The sequence below is a fragment of the Halomonas profundus genome (assembly GCF_020865425.1).
Taxonomy (GTDB): Bacteria; Pseudomonadota; Gammaproteobacteria; order Pseudomonadales; family Halomonadaceae; genus Vreelandella; species Vreelandella titanicae.
The window spans coordinates 4,962,509-4,982,370 of sequence record NZ_CP086344.1 but is presented as its reverse complement, the minus strand read 5'-3'; the positions used below and the strand labels follow the sequence as shown (position 1 = coordinate 4,982,370).

At 54.6% G+C, this 19,862-nt stretch carries 20 protein-coding genes; 7 read left to right on the top strand and 13 right to left on the bottom strand.

Annotation, left to right across the window (positions count from 1 at the left end):
- Window positions 1-3: 3 nt before the first annotated feature.
- The gene (locus LMS44_RS22645; RefSeq protein WP_278369773.1) at window positions 4-606 is read left to right on the top strand and encodes a glutathione S-transferase N-terminal domain-containing protein; all 603 of its coding nucleotides are present in this window, start codon (window positions 4-6) and stop codon (window positions 604-606) included.
- A gap of 6 nt (window positions 607-612) precedes the next feature.
- On the opposite strand, the gene trmB is transcribed toward LMS44_RS22645, so the two are convergent.
- The 3 genes from trmB to thiS are packed head-to-tail and all read right to left on the bottom strand — an operon-like array spanning window position 613 to window position 2,425.
- Window positions 613-1,383 (bottom strand): tRNA (guanosine(46)-N7)-methyltransferase TrmB, encoded by a 771-nt coding sequence (trmB, locus tag LMS44_RS22640; RefSeq protein ID WP_278369774.1) that lies wholly within the window; start codon window positions 1,381-1,383, stop codon window positions 613-615.
- A gap of 15 nt (window positions 1,384-1,398) precedes the next feature.
- Window positions 1,399-2,208: a thiazole synthase gene (locus LMS44_RS22635; RefSeq protein WP_022521265.1), complete on the bottom strand. Its 810-nt coding sequence runs from the start codon at window positions 2,206-2,208 to the stop codon at window positions 1,399-1,401.
- Window positions 2,209-2,218: 10 nt separating this feature from the next.
- The gene (gene thiS / locus LMS44_RS22630; RefSeq protein ID WP_022521266.1) at window positions 2,219-2,425 is read right to left on the bottom strand and encodes a sulfur carrier protein ThiS; all 207 of its coding nucleotides are present in this window, start codon (window positions 2,423-2,425) and stop codon (window positions 2,219-2,221) included.
- A gap of 137 nt (window positions 2,426-2,562) precedes the next feature.
- Between thiS and LMS44_RS22625 the strand changes: the two genes are divergently transcribed.
- The gene (locus LMS44_RS22625) at window positions 2,563-2,952 is read left to right on the top strand and encodes a DUF423 domain-containing protein (protein WP_278369775.1); all 390 of its coding nucleotides are present in this window, start codon (window positions 2,563-2,565) and stop codon (window positions 2,950-2,952) included.
- Here LMS44_RS22625 and LMS44_RS22620 read toward each other — a convergent pair.
- From LMS44_RS22620 to LMS44_RS22595, 6 genes are all read right to left on the bottom strand, one after another.
- Entirely contained in the window at window positions 2,929-5,241 is a 2,313-nt protein-coding gene (locus LMS44_RS22620) for a heavy metal translocating P-type ATPase (protein ID WP_445533555.1), read from the bottom strand. The two genes, LMS44_RS22625 and LMS44_RS22620, sit on opposite strands and share 24 nt — an antisense overlap.
- Before the next feature lie 438 nt (window positions 5,242-5,679).
- The gene (locus tag LMS44_RS22615) at window positions 5,680-6,444 is read right to left on the bottom strand and encodes a copper resistance protein B (RefSeq protein ID WP_089691263.1); all 765 of its coding nucleotides are present in this window, start codon (window positions 6,442-6,444) and stop codon (window positions 5,680-5,682) included.
- Between the two features lie 9 nt (window positions 6,445-6,453).
- Window positions 6,454-8,265, bottom strand: a complete 1,812-nt coding sequence (locus LMS44_RS22610; RefSeq protein ID WP_089691260.1) for a copper resistance system multicopper oxidase — start codon at window positions 8,263-8,265, stop codon at window positions 6,454-6,456.
- A gap of 71 nt (window positions 8,266-8,336) precedes the next feature.
- A complete protein-coding gene (locus LMS44_RS22605; RefSeq protein WP_089691257.1) occupies window positions 8,337-9,668 on the bottom strand; it encodes an ATP-binding protein in 1,332 nt (443 codons plus the stop codon).
- Window positions 9,655-10,320 carry a response regulator transcription factor gene (locus LMS44_RS22600; protein ID WP_089691254.1) on the bottom strand — a complete coding sequence of 222 codons (666 nt, stop codon included), beginning with the start codon at window positions 10,318-10,320 and terminating at the stop codon, window positions 9,655-9,657. The genes LMS44_RS22605 and LMS44_RS22600 overlap by 14 nt, the downstream gene beginning before the upstream one ends.
- 157 nt (window positions 10,321-10,477) lie before the next feature.
- Window positions 10,478-10,981, bottom strand: coding sequence for a cupredoxin domain-containing protein (locus LMS44_RS22595; RefSeq protein WP_089691251.1), 504 nt, complete (start codon window positions 10,979-10,981; stop codon window positions 10,478-10,480).
- 218 nt (window positions 10,982-11,199) lie between these two features.
- On the opposite strand from LMS44_RS22595, the gene LMS44_RS22590 reads away from it, so the two are divergent.
- From LMS44_RS22590 to paoC, 5 genes are all read left to right on the top strand, one after another.
- Complete coding sequence (locus tag LMS44_RS22590) at window positions 11,200-11,340, top strand: hypothetical protein (RefSeq protein WP_170834136.1); 141 nt, start codon at window positions 11,200-11,202, stop codon at window positions 11,338-11,340.
- On the top strand, window positions 11,337-11,783 hold the full coding sequence (locus tag LMS44_RS22585; RefSeq protein WP_089691248.1) for a DUF411 domain-containing protein: 447 nt from the start codon (window positions 11,337-11,339) through the stop codon (window positions 11,781-11,783). The genes LMS44_RS22590 and LMS44_RS22585 overlap by 4 nt, the downstream gene beginning before the upstream one ends.
- A 238-nt stretch (window positions 11,784-12,021) precedes the next feature.
- Complete coding sequence (locus LMS44_RS22580; protein ID WP_089691245.1) at window positions 12,022-12,588, top strand: 2Fe-2S iron-sulfur cluster-binding protein; 567 nt, start codon at window positions 12,022-12,024, stop codon at window positions 12,586-12,588.
- Complete coding sequence (locus LMS44_RS22575) at window positions 12,585-13,535, top strand: FAD binding domain-containing protein (RefSeq protein WP_089691240.1); 951 nt, start codon at window positions 12,585-12,587, stop codon at window positions 13,533-13,535. The genes LMS44_RS22580 and LMS44_RS22575 overlap by 4 nt, the downstream gene beginning before the upstream one ends.
- A 3-nt stretch (window positions 13,536-13,538) precedes the next feature.
- Window positions 13,539-15,722 (top strand): aldehyde oxidoreductase molybdenum-binding subunit PaoC, encoded by a 2,184-nt coding sequence (gene paoC / locus LMS44_RS22570; protein WP_089691236.1) that lies wholly within the window; start codon window positions 13,539-13,541, stop codon window positions 15,720-15,722.
- 31 nt (window positions 15,723-15,753) lie between these two features.
- Here paoC and LMS44_RS22565 read toward each other — a convergent pair whose 3' ends face one another.
- The 4 genes from LMS44_RS22565 to LMS44_RS22550 all read right to left on the bottom strand — a co-directional run bounded on the left by LMS44_RS22565 (window position 15,754) and on the right by LMS44_RS22550 (window position 19,803).
- The gene (locus LMS44_RS22565) at window positions 15,754-16,098 is read right to left on the bottom strand and encodes a hypothetical protein (RefSeq protein ID WP_089691233.1); all 345 of its coding nucleotides are present in this window, start codon (window positions 16,096-16,098) and stop codon (window positions 15,754-15,756) included.
- 70 nt (window positions 16,099-16,168) lie between these two features.
- Window positions 16,169-17,902: a phosphoethanolamine transferase gene (locus LMS44_RS22560; protein ID WP_278370731.1), complete on the bottom strand. Its 1,734-nt coding sequence runs from the start codon at window positions 17,900-17,902 to the stop codon at window positions 16,169-16,171.
- Window positions 17,862-18,548, bottom strand: coding sequence for a phosphatase PAP2 family protein (locus LMS44_RS22555; RefSeq protein WP_089691227.1), 687 nt, complete (start codon window positions 18,546-18,548; stop codon window positions 17,862-17,864). Before LMS44_RS22555 ends, LMS44_RS22560 begins: the two co-directional genes overlap by 41 nt.
- A 133-nt stretch (window positions 18,549-18,681) precedes the next feature.
- Window positions 18,682-19,803, bottom strand: coding sequence for a glycosyltransferase family 9 protein (locus LMS44_RS22550; RefSeq protein ID WP_258955976.1), 1,122 nt, complete (start codon window positions 19,801-19,803; stop codon window positions 18,682-18,684).
- Window positions 19,804-19,862 lie beyond the last annotated feature (59 nt).

The window sequence follows — 19,862 nt, the reverse complement described above, 5'->3', positions numbered from 1 at the left end:
CCTATGCAGCTCTATTTAAATACCTCTTCTCCCTATGCACGCGTTGTGCGCGTGTGCCTCTATGAAAAGCAACTGATTGAGCGCACCGAGCTTTGCTGGTGCGACCCTTGGGCGGCAGATAGCGAACTGTTGCAGATTACGCCGCTGAGTCGTATTCCAACACTGGTCACAGACGAGGGGGATGTACTCACCGAGTCGCTGTTGATTGCTCACTATCTGGATGCAGTGGGTGAAGGGCCATCTCTGATACCCAATAAGACATTAGCGGAAACCCTGGCGTTGGCAGGGTTGGGGCAGGGCTTGATGGACGCTGCCTTTAATGTGGTGATCGGCCGCAAGCATGCTGGTAATGAAGTGGATACGACGCTGTTGGGGCAGCGCCGTTTAAAAGCGATCGAACGCACTTTGATAACACTCAATGCGCACCCCAGCGTGCTGGCAGGCAGTGCCCAGCGCACCCTGGGGGCGATTACCGTTGCCGTTGCACTGGCTTATATCAGCTTCCGCCTACCGGCCTTTGATTGGCAAAACCGCTACCCGACGCTATATGCCTGGCAGGCGAAGGTGGTGGAGGGTGAGAGCTTTGCACTTACCACGTTTGAATAGCGCAGGTTAATCACGCCGCTCGTAGATCAAATCCCAAACCCCGTGACCAAGTTTTTCGCCGCGTGCTTCAAACTTGGTTAGCGGGCGGAACGCCGGGCGTGGCACGTACGGGGCGGTTTCCTCGCTGGCGGTATTGGCATAGCCGGGGGCCGCTTCCATTACCTCGGCCATCCACTCTGCGTAGGCTTCCCAGTCGGTGGCCATATGGAAGGTGCCGCCGGGCATCAGGCGAGTGCGGATCAGCTCAACAAAGGCAGGCTGCACGATGCGCCGTTTGTGGTGCTTCTTCTTCGGCCAAGGGTCGGGGAAGAACAGCTGCAGCGTGGTCAGCGAGCCTTCGGGAAGGCACTGTTCGAGCACTGCCAGGGCATCCTCGCGGTAAACGCGCAGGTTGGTGAGACCACGCTTGTCGACTTCGTCGAGCAATTTGCCAACGCCAGGGGCGTGAACTTCAATGCCGATAAAGTCGGTGTTTGGGTGGGTTTCGGCCTGCTCAACCAGCGAGTTGCCCATGCCAAAGCCGATTTCTGCTACCCGCGGTGCCTTACGGCCAAATAGGGCGTCCAAGTCTTGACGGCCGTCGGCGATGGTCAGGCCAAAACGCGGCCAGATATCCTCTAAGCCACGGTTCTGGGCCTGGGTCATACGACCCGCGCGGATCACGTAGCTTTTAATGCCGCGGCGGTGCAGCGGTGCATCCGTACCTTCCGGGCCTGTGGTGGCGTTACTTTCGGGCGCGGTGTGACTTTCTGGTACGGTATCGTTGGGTTCAGTCATGGGGTCTCGAATCAATTAACCGTTAATACGGCCAGCGAAAGGTGAAGAAGGATCGGCGGATTGGCGGCGCGGCATACGGCCGGCTAAAAACGCATCCCGGCCAGCTTCCACTGCCAGCTTCATGGCGTTGGCCATGCGTAGCGGCTCGCGGGCGTGGGCAATGGCCGTATTGAGCAGCACGCCATCACAGCCTAGCTCCATCGCCATAGCAGCATCCGAAGCGGTGCCAATGCCCGCATCCACTAGTACCGGTACCTTGCTCTGTTCAACAATCAAGCGCACGTTGTGTGGGTTCTGAATGCCGTGGCCCGAGCCAATCAACGAGCCCAGCGGCATGATAGCGCAGCAACCCATGGCTTCTAATTCGCGTGCCACAATAGGATCGTCGCTGGTGTACACCATGACGTCAAAGCCATCGGCGAGCAGCGTTTCAGCGGCTTTTAGCGTCTCGACCACATTGGGGTAAAGCGTGTGATCGTCGCCGAGCACTTCCAGCTTGACCAGGTTATGACCGTCGAGCAGCTCGCGAGCCAAGCGGCAGGTGCGCACCGCATCTTTCGCGGTGTAGCAACCGGCGGTATTGGGCAGCAGGGTGTAGCGATCGGGGGAAATAGCGTCTAACAGGTTGGGCGCATCGGCGTCCTGGCCTAAATTAGTACGGCGCACCGCAAAGGTCACAATCTCAGCGCCGCTTTGGGCAATGGCGGCGCCGGTTTCGGTAAAGTCTTTGTACTTGCCTGTGCCCACCAGCAGGCGCGATTGAAAATCGCGTCCGGCGATGGTTAGCGGAGTATCGGCTAGCGCTACATGCGTTTGTTGGGTCATAGTGTTTCCTCTAACCGCCGCCAATCGCGTGGACAACTTCTACGTGGTCGCCATCGACCAGGCGGGTGTCGGCGTGCTGGCTGCGGGGGACAATCTCTTCGTTAATTTCGACGGCGATACGACGACCGCTAAGGCCCAGCTGTTCAACTAAGTCAGCGGCGGTTAGGCCGGTCGACAGCGTATGGGGTTCACCGTTTAGACGTATCTGGATAGACATAGATAGGCGTGTCTCATTCGTCGTGGTAGTTCGTTTTCTAAGGCATTCTCTATTGTAGCGGTTTCGCACCGCGCAAGGTAAGCCGTAGGTGCAAACAGCGTGATGTATGCAAACCATAATAGGAGTAGGAGAGCAGCGTGCAGCGAACAGATAAAGTGTGGTGGTGTATAGCGGCCCTTTCAGGCGCCATACTGGTGATGCTAGGCGCCTATGCCGCCCATGGTTTGGCGGCGCGCACCACAGAAGCGATGGTGAGTGCGGTTGAAACCGGTGTGCGCTATCAGGCCTGGCACACGCTTGCCATCATGATCGTGCTGGTATGGCGCCAGGTGCAGCCGCTTGCCGGACAACGCTGGGTGCTGGCGTTGTGGGCGCTAGGCATGGCGTGCTTTTCAGGCTCGCTCTACCTGATGGCGCTGGCAGGACTGAATCTTGGCATTGTCACACCCATTGGCGGGCTACTGTTGATGGCCGGTTGGCTGGCGCTTGGAGCGGTAGCCCTGCTAGCGAAGCGCCGTCATACGTAGCCGTAACGCGTTGCCAATCACGCTCACTGACGAGAGTGACATCGCCGCTGCAGCGATAATCGGTGATAACAAAATACCTGTGAAGGGGTACAAAATTCCGGCGGCAATGGGGATGCCTGCTGCATTGTAAGCAAAAGCAAAAAAGAGGTTTTGGCGAATATTACGCATGGTGGCTTTAGAGAGCTTATGCGCCGTGGCAATACCGGTAAGATCCCCTCGCAGTAGGGTAACCCCAGCGCTTTCTATCGCCACATCGGTGCCGGTTCCCATGGCAATGCCGACATCCGCTGTTGCCAGCGCAGGTGCATCGTTCACGCCGTCTCCAGCCATGACAACAATGCGCCCTTCATCGCGAAGCCGCTGGATTACACGGCCCTTGTCTTCTGGAAGCACTTCAGCTTCGACCTCATCAATGCCTAGCCGACGCGCCACAGCTTCTGCGGAGGTACGATTATCGCCTGTCAGCATCACCACTCGAATACCGTCAGCCTGTAGTGAGCGGATGGCTTCTTCGGTGGTTTCCTTGACCGGATCGGCAATGGCGAGAAGCCCAGCCAAATTCCCGTCGATGCTCGCAAAGATGACCGTAGCACCGTCACTGCGCAATTGATCGGCATGTGTATCTTGAGACTGGGTGTTAACGCCCTCGCTTTCCATCAATAGCCGATTGCCCAGGGCAATACGCTTGCCATCTATCTGGCCTATAACGCCCATGCCGTTGGGAGCTTCAAAATCCAACGCTTCTGTTAATTTTACCTCTGCCTCTTTAGCCTTCTCGACTATCGCATGGGCCAAGGGATGCTCGCTGCCTCGCTCAAGACTAGCTGCCAAGCTCAAAAGCTCCGATTCAGCAATGCCCTCAGTGAGAATCAACTCGGTCACTCGAGGTTTGCCTTCGGTAAGCGTGCCGGTTTTGTCGACGACGACGGTGTCGACCTTCTCTAGACGTTCAAGAGCTTCGGCGTCGCGGATCAACACACCTAACTGGGCACCGCGCCCTACACCGACCATAATCGACATGGGGGTAGCGAGGCCTAGCGCGCACGGGCAGGCAATGATCAGAACACTAACCGCCGCAATCAGGCCAAACGCCATCGGCGGGGTAGGGCCCCACAATGACCAGGCGATGAAAGCCACAACGGCAATGAGAATAACGACGGGTACAAAGATGCTGGCGACTTTGTCGGCAAGCCCTTGAATGGGTGCGCGGCTGCGCTGGGCGCTGGCGACCATTTGCACAATCTGCGACAGCATCGTGTCCTGGCCCACCTTGTCAGCGCGCATGACAAAGGATCCTTGACCATTGATACTGCCGCCAATGACGCCATCGCCGACTTCCTTTTTCACCGCTAGTGGTTCGCCGGTAACCATGGATTCGTCAACGTTGGAGCGACCTTCCATCACTTCGCCATCTAATGGCACCTTATCGCCGGGGCGCACCCGGAGACGGTCCCCTACCTGAACCTGGTCAAGGGAGATATCTTCCTCATTGCCCTGATCATCAAGGCGTCGAGCGGTAGCAGGCGCCAAGTCGAGCAGAGCACGAATAGCGCCAGAGGTTTTTTCACGAGCGCGTAGCTCTAATACTTGTCCAAGTAAAACTAAAACGACAATCACTGCCGCTGCTTCGAAATAAACGGCCACCGAGCCATCGGCTTGACGGAAGGCGTCGGGAAAGATGCCCGGTGTGAGGGTGGCCAGCAAACTGTAGATCAACGCGGTGCCGGTACCGATCGCGATTAGCGTGAACATATTAAGGCTGCGATGCACTAGCGAACGCCATCCGCGTACAAAGAATGGCCAACCTGCCCAGACGACTACCGGCGTTGCCAGCAGCAGTTGAATCCAGTTAGAGGTTTGCTGGGAAATAAAATGCATAAGACCAAACACGTGGCCACCCATTTCTAGGGCAAACACGGGTAGGGTCAGTACTAGGCCGATCCAGAAACGCCGGGTCATGTCCTTGAGTTCGTCCGATGGGCCGGTGTCGGCAGACACGGCCTCAGGTTCCAACGCCATGCCGCAGATTGGGCAGTCGCCTGGGCCTTTTCGCCGAACTTCTGGGTGCATCGGGCAAGTATAAATAGATCCCGAGGGTACTGATGTTTGTGACTGCTTGCTTGGCTCAATATATGCGTCAGGCTTGGCAGCAAACTTATCCTGACACTTTTCTGAGCAGAAATGCCAGGTCTTACCCGCGTGATTGGCACGATGACGGGAAGTATGAGGATCAACGTCCATGCCACAAACAGGGTCTTTCACCTTTGTCTCGTTATGGTCTTCAGACATCGTTCATTCCCCCGGTTTGGCGAACAAGGCGCATGACCTCGTGCTCTTCAAGTTCTAATAGCTCTATTCACTAATACAACAACGGACACGACTCATACACCGTTAGGAATCAGTTAGGTCTCTCAACATATAGCGTGGCTGGCTTACCTGAACGCAACCTTAACAATGTCTGCTAACAGCATGATCTCGATCAAGCATCTCACACAGAGGTGGGGCTCATCCGATCATCATAAGCAGTTCCGCCAGCGACACGGCATAAACGTCACTATAGGGGACAGGGCATTAGGTGAGCAGACCATAGTTGAGAAACATGCTGCTATAGCCTAGAACCCATGTGCAGCCTTTAAGTCAAATATGTGGCATGGCAGGTGTTTGCATCAGCCTACCAAGAGGTGTTGTGTCTGGCGATTACACGGTGGATGTAGCAAAAAATCCCACCTAAAACATTACCCTGACACCCGCAACCACGCCGGTATCTTCGCTACTATTCCCACTAGCTCGAGTAAGGTCGGCGGTATCGCCATACTCTTTTACCCAGTAAGCCCCCACGTATGGAGCTAAGCGGCGGGTCACCTCATAGCCGAGACGCATCCCCACACGCACTGAGTTAAGCCCCTCGCCCACACCGAACTCCTCGACTTCGCTGGCAGCAAGGGCTATTTCAGTACGTGGCTGCAGATAAAGTCGTTGCGTCAGGCGCAGGTCGTATTCGCCCTCAAAGCTGGCGGCCAGGTCGCCGTCATCGCTCAGCTGTAGGGCAACATCGGTTTCGATGCCGTAGGGCATCACCCCTTGCAGGCCTACCACGGCATAGGTTCGCTCGGCGTGGTCATCGGAAAATACGCCACCCTGGTAACCCACTCCGCCCTGTAACTCCCAAAAGTCGGCAACTAGGCGGCTGTAGAGCAGTTCAAGGGATTCGAACTCGGCATCCTCGCCGTCGCCCTGGACGTTCTCGCCTTCCGACTTGAGGTATACACGGTTAACATCGCCGCCGTACCAGCCTTGAAAGTCCCACACAACGGCCTCTTCGCCTTTATCAGGCACGCTATATTCAAGACGATCAAATAGCGCCATACCCATATTGTGTTCCATCATCGGGGCTGGCCAATCTTTCGGAGCGTCGTAACCATCTTCCGCATGGGCAGCGGTGGTCATGACAAACGCTACGCTAATGCCAGTGAAGTAGAGCTTGGCTTTCATACTGCCTCCTTAAGAAACCTGAACAACGCGGAACATGCCGGCATCCATGTGATAGAGCAGATGGCAGTGGAAGGCCCAACTGCCTTCGGCATCTGCCGTGATCAGCGCCGAAACCCGTTCGCCGGGCTTAACGTTCAGGGTGTGCTTGCGCGGAATCAGCTCGCCTTGGCCGTTTTCCAGCTCCATCCACATACCGTGCAGGTGAATGGGGTGTTCCATCATGGTGTCGTTGACCAGAATCAGGCGCAGGCGCTCGTCCTTTTCGAAGTGGATAGGGCCGGAGACCTCGCTGAATTTTTGGCCGTCGAACGACCACATATAGCGTTCCATGTTGCCGGTGAGGTGCAGTTCAAGCTCGCGTCCAGGCTCGCGGCGGTCGGGCCAAGGAGTGAAGGCTTTCAAGTCTTGGTAAACCAGTACACGGCGCTCGTTGGGATCAATACCTATGCCCACTTGACCATAGCGCGAGCCCGGCTGGGCTTCGCCAGACGCCAGCATGCCGCTTGCGAGTGCGTTGCGCTGCTCTCCCGTCATGCCAGTGGGGTGATCCATGCCACTCATGCCCGACATGGCGGAATGATCCATGCCTTCCATGTTGGAATGATCCATATCGTCCATATTGGACATACCCGAATGATCCATGCCCTCCATAGTAGAGTGATCCATGCCGCCCATGCCGTGGGCACCCATGGCTTCCATACCGCGGTCAGCAATTTGGCGACGGTCAGGAATTTCCGCCTGCATGCCTTCACGCGGGGCTAGGGTGGCACGAGCGTAGCCGCTGCGATCCATGGATTCGGCAAAGATGGTGTAGGCCTGATCGTCTTCGGGTGACACCAAGACGTCGTAGGTTTCGGCAACACCGATACGGAACTCATCGACAGGAACGGGCTGAACCAGTTGGCCGTCGGCGGCCACTACGGTCATTTTGAGGCCGGGTATACGTACATCGAAGTAGGACATTGCCGAGCCGTTGATCACTCGTAGTCGAACACGCTCACCCGGCTTGAACAGGGCGTTCCAGTTTTCCTCTGGGGAGTGGCCGTTGAGCAGATAGGTGTAAGTACTGCCGGTAACGTCGGCAATATCCCGTGAGCTCATACGCATTTTGGCCCACATGCTGCGCATCTCGACGGTGGGGGTTAAACCATTTTGCCGCACATCGGCAAAGAAATCGGCAATTGTGCGTTCCTGGAAGTTGTAATAACCCTCCATGGTTTTCAGATTGCGAAATATCGACATGGGGTCTTCAAACGTCCAGTCCGTCAGCAACAGCACGTGTTCGCGGTCATAGCGAAAGGGCTCGCGCTCGGCGGCGTCGATAATCAGCGGCCCCACGTGGCCTAACTGCTCCTGCATGCCTGAGTGGCTGTGGTACCAGTAGGTGCCGTTCTGGTGCACAGGGAAGCGGTAGGTGAAGGTTTCACCGGGCTCGATACCGGCAAAGCTGACCCCCGGTACTCCATCCATTTCCGGTGGCAGGATCAAGCCGTGCCAATGAATGGAGGTGGATTCATCAAGCAGATTGGTAACGCGTAGCACCGCGTCCTGCCCTTCCTTTAGGCGAATCAACGGGCCGGGGCTAGTACCGTTGATGCTAAAAGCGCTGGTCTCCTGGCCATCAATAGAAATGGACTCACGCCGGATAGCCAGCGATACCTTCGGGCCTTCTTCCACGCCCTTGGAATAGACGTTTGTACGTCCCCATGGGTTGGCCCAGGCGGGGTTCAAACCCATGGCAGAGCCCAACCCCAGCGCCGCACTGCCTTTCAGCACCTGGCGGCGTGAAAGCGGGTGGGTGATAAAATTCGAACGCGTCATCTAAAACTCCCATCGCTGATGAATTCCATCATCTTGGGGGAGCAAGCTGAATCAATGCTGAATAACCGCTATCAGGTGTTAATACCTGTTAATGGCAGCGTGGTAATGACCCGCAGACCACCCAGCGGGCTGCGTTCGAACTGGCAGTGCCCTGCGTAACGCGCCACTAGCTGTGCCAGTATGGCAAGCCCCAGGCCGTAACCAGGACGGCGTTCATCCAGCCGAGTGCCGCGCTCGCCCAAGCGCGCTATATCGCTTTCAGCAACGCCGGGGCCGTCGTCGTCAATCGTTAGCGTTAAAGAGAACTCAGAAGTACTGATATGGCAACGAATCGCGTTGGTGGCCCATTTGCCAGCGTTATCCAACACAATGCCTAGCATTTCGGCGTAATCGTGGGTGTCGATAGGCACCTGGTCGCGTTGATTAACCGCTTGCGTTAGCTCGAACACCTGCTGAGGATAGAGACTCTGGAACATACCCATCAGGCGCTGACTGTCGCGGGTGAGGTGGGTCATGCGCCCCGCATGGGGGCCCGCAATACGCGCGCGGCGAAGCTCGGCATCTAACTGGGCGTTGATATCCTCCAATCGCATCAATACCTTGTGGCGGCGGTTTTCATCAATGGGCCTGCCGCCTCTAAGCACTTGGGTGATCGCCGCCAACGGTGTCTTAAGCGCATGGGAAAGGTTGGCGACCGACTCTCGTGATCGCTGCAATCGCAAGTCGATGTCATCCATAAAGCGATTGAGCTGTGCGACCAAGCCATCAAGCTCTGCAGGGGCAGTAAGGGAAAGCCGGTGACGCTCACCCGCCTGCAGCTCTTCAAGTTGTTGTCGCAGTTGCCACAAGGGCTTCAGGCCACGATTAACGGCCAGCATGTTGAGTGCCACCAGCACCGATAGCAGGCCAGCCGCAATGCCACCTACCCACCAGTGCAAAGTGGCTAAACCTTTTTCTACCTGAGAAAAATCTTCACCAATTAACAATACGCCGTTGGTGCCTTGCCACTCGAAGTGTTGGCGATACACCAGTAAGTGGCGCTCGCCGCGCTTTACCTCGACTAGCGCATCACCCGTTTCCTCAAGTAACGTTGCTAGCTGACGTTGCCATTCGGGGCGTGAGGCGCTGATCTCACCATTAAGTCGCAGCACATAAAGGTGATGAAAAACCTGATAACTTTGACTCGCCGATGTGAGTGAAGAGGGTATGGCTAACTGGTCATTTTCCAGCTGCGATACTGCGTGTTCGGCTTCGCGCTTGAGGCGTTCACCGAGAAAATCCTTGGCAAGATTTTGCAAAAACACGCCGTGCAGCAACCATGTCAAACCAACGACTAAGAGCGCAACGCCACCCAGCCAAGCTAGCAGGCGAAACCGTAAGCTCCGTTTATTAACGTGAAACAAAAACGTACCCCTGGCCGCGCCGTGTCTGGATAATCGATTTGCCAAGATAGCGGCGCAAACGAGCCACGTATACCTCTACCAAGTTGGGTGCGGCAGCGTCTTGCTCCAGCGCGTAAAGCTGTTCCAGCAACCGCTCCTTGGAGTGAATGCGGTCAGGGTGGAGCATCAGGTAGCGTAGTAGTCGAAACTCAGTGGCGGTAAGCGAACGCCATGCCGTTCCTTCGCTACAAACACGCTGGCCCGCTTCATCCAAGGACACCCCGTTGAGGGTGAAAACTTGGGATAACTGGCCAGACTGCCTGCGCAGCAGGGCCTTCAAACGCGCCATTAATTCGGCTTCGTGAAAGGGTTTGGTGAGGTAGTCGTCAGCCCCTGTTTCCAAGCCAATGACCTTGTCTTCCCAGGTGTCGCGTGCGGTGAGTATCAGAACAGGAACCGTGCGTTTTTGCTTGCGCCAACGCGTGATTAGCTCAAGACCCGAACCATCGGGTAATCCAATATCTAGGATGGCAAGCTCGTACTCCTCGGTTGCCATAAACGACGTAGCCGACTTAACGGTGTCGGCTACGTCGACGAGGTAACCGTTGTCTTTCAGACTTTCAGCCAAACTTTCAGCTAAGAGGTCATCGTCTTCTAAAAGCAACAGTTTCATAGGGAGCCTCTGATTAACGTGATGAGCGCAGGCCAGACAAGGCAAAAATCAACGAAAAAGCGGAGTTTACGGGTTGTAAATGAGCATTTTGAGATGATTTTTAACGCAGTATGGCCAAGCGCAATAGTTAATCAGAGGTTTCATAGGTTATATCGCGTTAGAAATTAATATCACCATACATCCCTGATTCATAATGACCAGGGATATTGCAGGCGTACTCCAGGCTCTCAAAATTCGAGGGGGCAGACCACACCAGTGTTTTGGTCTCACCTGCCCCAATGGTGATAGATGGCATCTGCCCGCCGTGCTCACCTTCTGCCATGTCGTGGCCACCGTGCCCGCCATGACCTTCACCATGACCACCACTCATTTCTTGCATCATTATCCGATGTTTTTCCTGGGCGGCTTTATCACCTATCACGAACTCATGTTCAAGATTGCCGGTGTTGGAAATTTCGAATTTAACGGTTTTACCGGCGGTAACTTGGATATCTTCAGGATCAAACCACATATCGCCCGCTTCAAAGCTAATAGTGCGATCAACATCGGCATTGCTCGCGTCACTGTGAGAACCATCATGTTCGCCCGCTGCCCAAGAGGCGGACGCCAGTACACTGAGTGATATTGTCATTAGACTGTATGTCAGGTAGGTCTTGCGCATCGTGTTTACCTCTTAGTGGTGTGTACCAAGCTTTATATCGCACCAACCTGAAATGAGCCTGAACCGAGAGTTTTCAGACAGAGCCTAATGACCTGCATCAAAAAAACATTGTTAAACATGCTGGCTAACTTGACCTCCGTGTCACACATAGGTTGTAAGCTTCAGTTGTGTAATAAGCATGTTGTTAGCATTGCTTTAATGCGCGTAGGAGTTTTGCCATGATGAATGCAGACTGTTTTGCCTTTATGAGCTCTTTGGGCTGGTTAATGCCTCTGGCATTTTTATTGCTGGCGGGGCTTGGAATCGCATCGCTTACTAAATATCTTTTTAGTCGTTCTCATCAAGGAGGCCATGCATGAGCCGTTTAACGACATCACTATTTTTATCTGGCGCACTGGTTCTGGGGGCAACCTCGGCCCATGCGGCACTGCCTGACGAGGCCACGCTGTATAAAAACCCGCAGTGTGGCTGCTGTGACGAATATGCGCGCCATCTTGAAGAGCTTGGCATAGAAGTGACGATTGTAGATGACGTAGAGCTGGGTGATATCAAGCAGCAGGCTGGCGTGCCCTATGGTTTAGGATCGTGCCATACCATTGAGATGGGCTCGTATTGGATCGAAGGCCATGTTCCGATGGAAGCCGTGCAGGCGCTGTTCGAGCAACAGCCCGAGATTGACGGTATTGGCCTGGCGGGTATGCCCATTGGCACGCCAGGTATGCCGGGGCCTCAGGATGAACCCTATAACGTCTATGCGTTTAGTGATCAGCAAAATGAGCCGTTCATGACGCTGGCGCCGTGATGCTATGCGCCTAAGGTTCGTTACCTGATGGCGCTTTTTTTACGAAAGTGGACGTACGTAAGGCCTCCCTCATGCTTTTTTGGTATAGCCTAGCGTAGCAACAGCGTGTACAGAGGGTGCCATAGATTTTTTCAAACCATTATACCCAATAGCCGGGTTGCTCTCCTCAATCATGACTATGCTGAAGTCGTTACGACATTCATAAAACGACAGCAATGAGCAGGGAAGGCGCATAGTTATGAACCCACCTAATAGCGCTGAAAGGCATCGCGAAACCGCGCAGAATGGCGCGGAGCGCTCGAACGTCTCTTTAGTGGTCAATGGAGCAAAGCACCAGCTTGAACTGGATAACCGAACGACGCTGCTGGATGCCTTGCGTGAACATTTAAAACTCACCGGCACCAAGAAGGGCTGTGACCACGGGCAGTGCGGCGCCTGCACGGTATCGGTGAATGGCGAACGGATTAACGCCTGTCTGACACTGGCGGTGATGCATGAAGGGGATGACGTTGCGACCATCGAAGGATTAGGGGAAGCAGATCATCTTAATCCCATGCAGCAAGCTTTTCTCGATCATGACGCCTTCCAGTGCGGCTACTGCACGCCGGGCCAGATTTGTTCGGCAAAGGCAGTGCTAGAGGAAGTTCGAGCGGATCTGCCCAGCCATGTAACGAAGGATCTGACCGCCCCTATTGAGATGACCGACGCCGAGATTTGCGAGCGGATGTCGGGCAATCTCTGTCGCTGTGGCGCTTACGCCAATATTCTAAAAGCCATTAAACAGGTGGCGGAGGCGCGCGCATGAGAGCCTTCTCCTATGAACGTGTGTCTGATCCCGCCCAGGCGGCTGCCCGTGCCGCCGAAGTGCCTGGCGCCAAATTTATTGCCGGTGGCACCAACCTGCTGGATTTAATGAAGCACGAGATTGAAACCCCGCTACACCTGATTGATGTAACGGGTACAGGACTCAACGCCATTACCCCCACCCGCAGCGGCGGCTTGCGTGTGGGAGCATTGGTGAGTAACAGTGCGCTAGCCGCCGATCCACGAATTCGTCGTAATTATGCGGTGCTCAGCCGAGCCCTTGTCTCGGGCGCATCGGGCCAACTTCGCAACAAAGCCACTACCGGCGGTAATCTGCTCCAGCGCACACGTTGCCCCTATTTTTACGACACCGGCATGCCCTGCAACAAGCGCTCGCCAGGGGCTGGCTGTGCGGCACTCGGCAAAGGCGCCAACTCCCGTGGGCTGGGCGTTATCGGTACGTCAGAGGCGTGTATTGCCACTCATCCCTCGGACATGGCCGTGGCCCTGCGCGTGCTGGATGCCGAAGTGGAAACCGTGACCTCATCGGGTGAAGCGCGCCGCCTGACGCTGGATGAGTTCTACCAGCTGCCCGGCGATACTCCAGAGATAGAGAACGCGCTGCAAGCAGGCGAAATGATCACCGCCGTGCGGCTGCCGCCCCCCGTTAAGGGCCGCCATGCCTACTACAAGGTGCGCGACCGGGCCTCTTACGCCTTTGCGCTGGTCTCGGTTGCGCTGGTTAAAGCCCCCGATGGCACCGGACGTGTGGCACTGGGTGGCGTGGCGCCCAAACCTTGGCGCCGTGCTGAAGCCGATGCCCTGTTACCGCAGGGCGCATCCGCCGTCATGGCACGCTTACTGGACGGCGCTCGTCCGACGCATGAGAACGCCTACAAGCTTACCCTGGCAGAGCGAACGCTCGCCGCGCTGCTGGCTCAGGAGTGACCCATGGATTTTAATCAATCAACGGAAGATAACCTGTTCGACCGTGCCCGCATTATTGGCAAACCGCATGTGCGAATCGACGGTCTGCTTAAGGTAACCGGCCGCGCCCCCTACGCTTACGAGCGGCATGACGTGGTGGCCAACCCACTGGTGGGCTTTCCCTTGGGCGCAACGATTGCCCGGGGAAAAATTACTCATATGGACGCCTCGGCCGCCCGCGCCGCACCCGGCGTAGCCGCCGTTATCACCACTCTAGAGTTTGAGCCGCTGGCGCGTGCCGACAGCAATGTGGCCCACCTGTTCGGCGGCGCCACCGTTGAGCACTACCACCAAGCGATTGCTGTAGTGGTTGCCGATACCTTGGAGCAGGCGCGTGGTGCGGCTTCATTGATTGAGGTGCACTACGAAGAGACGCCGGGCGTGTTCGATCTTGAAGATGCCTGGACACGACTGCAGAGCACCGGCGAGCCGACCACCAATGTAGGCGATGTGGACGCGGCGTTTGACGCCGCACCGGTAACGCTGGATGAAACCTACCGCACTGCTTCGCAAAGCCACGCCATGATGGAGCCCCACGCTTCTATCGTTGACTGGTCGGATGGCGGTCAGATGACGGTATGGACATCGAATCAGATGATCGAGTGGACGCGCCAGGCGCTCGCTACCACCTTCGAGATCGACGCTGACAGGATCCGCCTGGAAAGCCCTTACGTAGGTGGCGGCTTTGGCGGCAAGCTATGGCTGCGCGCCGACGCGGTGCTGGCCGCGCTTGGCTCGCGGGAGACGGGTCGGCCGGTCAAAGTGGCCTTGCCGCGCCCGATGATCTTCAACAACACCACCCACCGCTCCGGCACCATTCAGCGTCTGCGTATCGCGGCCGGGGCAGATGGCAAGATTACTGTCTTCGATCACGCCGCCGTTTCCCATACGCTGCCCGGCGGCAGCGGTGAAGATGCGGTCAATCAGACCCGCTGCTTCTACGTGGGCGAAAATCGTCGCGTGGTGCACCATGCTATCGATATGGGCCTTCCTGAATCGGCGGATATGCGTGCCCCGGGTGAAGCATCGGGGCTGGCGGTGCTCGAGATCGCCATGGACGAGATGGCGGAGAAGCTTGGCATGGATCCAGTGGAATTTAGGATTCTCAACGACACCCAGGTCAATCCCGAAGAGCCATCGAAGCCCTTCAGCGAACGCCACTTTGTGGAGTGCCTGCGCAAGGGCGCCGACACTTTCGGCTGGGCTGAACGTAACCTTAAACCGGGCGGCCGGCGCGAAGGGCAGTGGCTGGTTGGCCACGGCATGGCCGGTGCCTATCGCGGCGCGCCTACCATGACCTCGGGCGCGAGGGTGCGTTTGCAGCAAGGGCGCTTGATCGTGGAAACCGATATGACCGATATCGGTACCGGTTCCTACACCATCTTGACCCAAACAGCCGCAGAAACCATGGGAATGGAGATGCAGGACGTAGAGGTACGCCTTGGCAACAGTGCCTACCCGACCTCCTCCGGCTCAGGCGGGCAGTTTGGAGCAGCGAGCTCCACCGCTGGCGTATATGCTGCCTGTGTCGCGCTTCAGGAGCAGATCGCCAAACGCCTGAATGTTGACGAAGCGCGCTTTGAACATGGCCGCGTCGTCGCCGGGCAGATAGATCTGGCACTGGCCGACGTAGCCGATGGCGAAGAGATAGTGGCTGAAGATTCGATCAACTTTGGCGACTTCAAAGACACGCTGGAGATAGGTACTTTCGCAGCGCACTTTGTTGAGGTGGCCGTGCATGCCTATACCGGGGAAACCCGCGTGCGGCGCATGCTGGCCGTTTGCGATGCAGGGCGCATCCTCAACCCCATCACGGCGCGCAGTCAGGTGATTGGTGGTATGACCATGGGTGTGGGGGCTGCCTTGACCGAGGGCATGAGCGTGGATACCGAGCACGGCTTCTTCGTCAACCACGACCTGGCAAGCTACGAAGTGGCGGTGCATGCGGATATTCCCGAGCAGGAAGTGATCTTTTTAGATACCACCGATGCTGCTTCATCGCCCCTAAAAGCAAAAGGGATTGGCGAACTGGGCATCTGTGGCGTAGCCGCCGCGATTGCCAACGCGATCTACAATGCCACCGGTGTTCGGGTGCGCGAATACCCAATGACACTGGATCGAATGATTGCGCAGTTACCCGCAGCGTAAAACTTCAGGGATGTGTAATGGCAAAGGGCGATCAGGCTAAAAGATATAACACAACCACGGTGCCTACTCCTGCCACACCTATCGCGTCCAGCGAATCTAGAAACTCGCTCTCTAAAGGGTGCAGGAGTAGATGCATAGTTTTGCTTGTACTGTTTAATCTTAATAGCTGAGATGTGCTACTTGTTACGATGCTGAAGATAGCGATGATAACTTCAATTGTTGCTATCTCAAATAGCATGATGAGAACGGTTAGCAAAATAGCTAATACCATGCATGCTCTTAGTGGCAGCCAAAGCCAATACCTGAGAGCCGCATCATCATTTGATATCCAAATTTCAGAAGCGATTTTTTTTGTTAATAAGAGCGATATGGACATGCCAATGCACCTAAATCGTGGCGAGATTAAGTCCATCTTGCCACTGAATACTTAACGATCACTTACGCGGTTAACTGCTAGAGGGAAGCCGACACGTTTGGCTAATATCTTCTGCTGGCTGATAATCATTTGTTGCTACGCCAAGCAAGCCCAACACGCTGTGAAATAAGTTATCGTGCGAGGCGGCTTGATCAGAAATTTTGCGCAAGCAGTCCGTATCGAGCCCTTGCTGCTTTGAAAATGTGTCGGAAAACCACCAAATCATAGGCACATGCGTTTGTTCGTCAGGGGCAATGGCGTAGGGAATGCCGTGCAGATAAAGCCCTTTTTCGCCCAGTGATTCACCATGATCCGAGAGATAGATCATCGCGGCTGCGTATTTATCCTGATGCTTTAACGTCTCAATTACCTGATCCAACACGGTGTCTGTATATAGAAGGGCGTTGTCGTAGCTATTGGTAATGGCGTCTCTTGAGCACTTGGCTAAATCAGCGGTGTTGCAGGTAGGCACAAAACGTTCGTAAGCAGCAGGGTAGCGTTTGTAATAGCTGGGCCCATGGTTGCCTAGCTGATGCAGCACGACCACCTGATCAGCTGAGGTACTGCTAATTTGCGTGGTTAAAGCTTGAACCAGCGCCTCGTCCAGGCATCGTCCATCTTGGCACAAAGACGCATAGTCCTCTGGCGAGAGCGCTTTTGTCGTCACTCCCTCGCAGACACCCTTACAGCCTGACTGGTTATCAAGCCAGGTGACCTCTAACCCGGCGTGGGCTAATACGTTCAGCAAGGATTCATGCTGCTGAGCATAGGCTTTGGAGTAATCGCCACGCCCTGGTAATGAAAACATACAGGGTAATGAGACCGCCGTGCTTGTGCCGCATGCGGTAACGTCTGAAAAATTGATAACGTCGGGCTGCTGGGCAAGTTTGGGTGTGGTTTGGCGTTCATAACCATTTAACCCCCAGTTCGCCGCCCGCGCCGATTCGCCCACCACGATGACGAGCAGTGTGGGTTTGTCATCCACTCGTAAACTGATACTGGCATCCTTTCCCACTGGGGAGCGCACCGTATTCGCGGAAGCGTGTTGGCTGGAAAGCGCCTGCGCCATCGATACAATATAATTACCTGGGGTCACCAAGTAGCGAAGCTGTTTATTGTTGCGCATGAGTGACGACACGTCTTGATAAGATAAGACGATCGCTAACAGCAATATCACTGTACTAGCGAGGTAATAAGCCAAGCGACGCAGGATTGCCTTCTTCCAGGTTGAAGGCGCGATTTTCACTCGCCAAATCATGGCGGTAGGTAAGCCAAAAAAGATGGCCAAATGAACCAGCAAACCCGCTGTAAGAAGTTCCTGTGCTTCGTTAGTGTCCGTTTGAAGCACATTGTCTAACATGGAGGTGTCAAAATAGGTGCCATAGTAACTGGTAAAGTAACTGACGAAGGCGGCAATCAGAAACAGTAAGGTTAATAAGGGTTTTACCAGCGCTCGAAAAGCAAGGCTAACGAAGACCAAATAGTTAAGACAGGTCATCACCAAAAACATATTGGCAAAAACTAGCCACGTTTGGACGGCAAGAAGTTCATAACCCGCAAGAGCTTGTTGCCAAAAAGGTACATTGTAAAAAACACTGAATATGACAACGACCCATAAGACAAACTGCTCCGTGCTTAATGTGGGGCGATAATGAAAAACGTTGTTAACTATTTTTGAAGGTAAGGACAGCAAAGGAGGCATCGAAAAGCTCTCTGTGAAAAGATTAATGAACTCGGGGGAGTAATAAGAATCTTGAAAGGACAAAGCTTACCGTCCAGCAAATCATCACAGTCCAGAGGTCGTGAGACAGAAAGTGTGCCCCGCGCAACTGTTGTGTGATCCCAAACGTAAGGCCAAGCCCTAAACCCAGCGCAAGCCCAGCCCATCGCCATTGGGGCCGGGTGGCGGCAAAAAAGAAGTAGAGGGCTATCCACGTATACCCTGCGCTGGCATGCCCGGCGGGAAAGCAGGCGGACGCTGGCATCGACGGAGGGTGTATGTCGAGCAGGCCAATAAAATCTCGTTCTCCTCCATAGCGAATTAAATTCCAAGGACATTCCATGCTCACCAGATGTTTAATCGTCGCAATCAGTAACGCCGAAAGTAGCGTTGCGGAAAAAAGATATAAAAACGGCGTGCGATAGTCTTTAAAACGAGTAATCGTGGTGCTCAGTAGTAATAAGAAGAGTGTGGCTAAGCCCATAGCCAGGCTTAGCCACTTGCCGCCTTTGTGAATAATATCTTGGGTAATCAAGGTATCTTTCCATGCCCAGGTATTACCCTGGAGAAAATATAAAAAGTCTGCTAGCGTAAAGTCTATTTTAAAAATGCTGACAACTGACATGGCAATCAGAAATAAAAGCCATGCAGATACCACGGGTTTGAGAACATTTAGTTGAACAGCACGCATAGCTACACACTCACCATCATAAAAATGGTCAACATGATGGAGGCTAACTCCATGTCGACAGTACACTTGATAACGAAATATTAGGGTCACTATAAAATGCAAAACTTAACGAACAGTTATGCGCGTTAATTCATTAACTAGAGTACGTAGGGGCTGCACTGGGTTGTGGCGTTACGCGCTGTTTTGGATAGTTTGTTACCGAGATAGCATGAACGGGAGCCGTTGTGACTTGCCCGTCAAGATTGCCGCATATGGCTTCTACTACCGTGCTGATCTCTGGGCGCCACAGAAGGGTGTCATAGGGTTCTCGTGGTACGAAGGCGAGTGATTTTTTCTGGCGTACCAGGGAAATGGTGGCGACATCGAGTGCTGCCGCTAAGTGCATCGGCCCTGAGTCGGGTGTCACGAGTACTCGTGCACGCTCTAGAACGGCGGCAAAGTGACGGATAGTCAGCGGTGGACATAAGCTGCCATACAGCGATGGCATCAAACGCTGTTCAATGGGTGCTAAAAGCCTAAACTCCTCGGGCCCAAGAAATACGACATAGCGTATTTTGCGGGCTTCCATGGCATCGATGAGCATTAGCCAAAATGCCAACGGCCAACGTTTGTTTTGATGCCCGCCTACGAAGATCGCAATAAAGCCTGTATCTGATGGCTGATTGCTATGCAGACCGACTAGCTGTCGTATCTTCGTCATGCCCTGATCGCGTTCCTGCTCCGTTAGCTGGAGCAGGGGCCGATTGCGGCAGGCAACGCCGAGTGGACGTGTCAAATTAACGATGGCATCGTAGGCATGTGATGATTTCCCTTCCGCCTCAATGTTGTACCAGCGCTGGTGGCCTTTACGTGACCCCATGCTATACCGTGCCCCGATTAACCGGGTCACTATAAAGCCGGTCGTTGATCCTCCACTCACTTGTACCGCCAGATCATAGCGTTGTGCTCGTAAGCGTCGTAATAGCGCCACACACTGCCAGGGCCGGAGAATGGCGGCCCTCGACAGTAAATGAAAATGATTGACAGGACGTTGCTGCAACAGTGGCCATGTTTTATTAGTCGCTAAATAGTCTATGCGCGCGGAAGGAAAGCGTTCACGCAAAGCATCAATGATGGGTGTACTGATTAGCGCGTTGCCCAGACGAAAATTGGGGCGAATAATTAAAATTTTCTCTATGCCCACAAGGCTGTCGATGGTTTCTGGCGCAGGCGCTTTGAGGATATAGCGTATGCCTACCAGTAAATATCGCTTCATTCTTTTTTCTAAAAAACGGGCCAGTATTTTTAAATAATAGTTTGTTCTAATAAGTGTTA